Origin of the sequence: Burkholderia sp. MSMB1459WGS (assembly GCF_001534535.1) — a bacterium.
Taxonomy (GTDB): Bacteria; Pseudomonadota; Gammaproteobacteria; order Burkholderiales; family Burkholderiaceae; genus Burkholderia.
In genome coordinates, this window is record NZ_LPMU01000088.1 from 1 (window position 1) to 1,181 (window position 1,181).

General features: G+C 71.4%; 1 pseudogene. It reads left to right on the top strand.

Features of this window, described 5'->3' with window-relative positions:
* Positions 1-1,181 (top strand): annotated as a pseudogene (locus WT97_RS31790) (adhesin); the annotation flags it as partial.

The window sequence follows — 1,181 nt, forward strand, 5'->3', positions numbered from 1 at the left end:
CAGGCGGTGGGCGTCGACAGCGTCGCGATCGGCCCGAACGCGATCTCGAAGGTGGACGGCAGCATTGCGCTCGGCTCGGGTTCGGTGGCCGACCGCGCGACGGTGCCGTCGTCGGGCATCCTCCGCAACGGCACTGCGTCGATCCCGTTCGACACGACCGACCAGACGTTGCTCGGCGCGGTATCGGTCGGCGATGCGACGAACAAGACGTATCGCCAGATCACCAACGTCGCGGACGGCACCGGCCAGCAGGACGCGGTGACGGTGCGGCAACTGACCGGCGCGCTGCAGTCGTTCGCGGTCACCGGCCAGAAGTACTTCCACGCGAACTCGACGGCGGCGGATTCGCTCGCGGTCGGCGCGGAATCGGTCGCGGTGGGGCCGACGACGGTCGTCAACGGCGACAACGGCGTGGGCATCGGCAACGGCGCGATCGTCGACCAGACAGCGCCGGGCGGGGTCGCCATCGGGCAGGCGGCGAGTTCCGCGCAGGCCGACGCGATCGCGCTGGGCAGCGGCGCGACGGCGACGGGCGCGCAGTCGGTCGCGCAGGGTGCGAATGCGGTGGCGGTCAGCGTGGGCAGCGTCGCGCTCGGCTCCGGTGCACGCAGCACGGCGACCGATGCGCTCGCGCTCGGCGCCGGCGCATCGGCGACGTTCGCGAACAGCGTGGCGCTGGGCGCCGGTTCGCTGACCACGGTCGGCGCGCTGACGAACTACGTCGCGTACGGGCTGAGCAGCCCGCAGTCGTCGGCCGGCGAGGTGAACGTCGGCAATCGCCAGATCACCGGGCTCGCGGCCGGCAAGAACGGCACGGATGCGGTGAACGTGTCGCAGCTCGATTCGGTCGCAAACCAGTTGACGACGCTGATCGACCAGCGCACGACCAACCTCGGCGGTTCGTACACGTCGAATCCGACCGGCGGCAACGTGCCGCCGGGGGCGAGCGGTTCGAATTCGTCGGCGGGCGGCTCGGGATCGGTGGCATCGGGCTCGAACAGCACAGCGGTCGGCAACGGCTCGACGGCGTCGGGCAACGGCTCCGCCGCGATCGGCGTGGGTTCGACGGCATCGGGCAACAACTCGACTGCGCTCGGCACGGGCAGCAACGATGGCGGGCGCTCGAACGTGGTCGCGGTCGGCTCGGCCGATTCGGCGCGACAAGTCGTGAACGTCGCGGC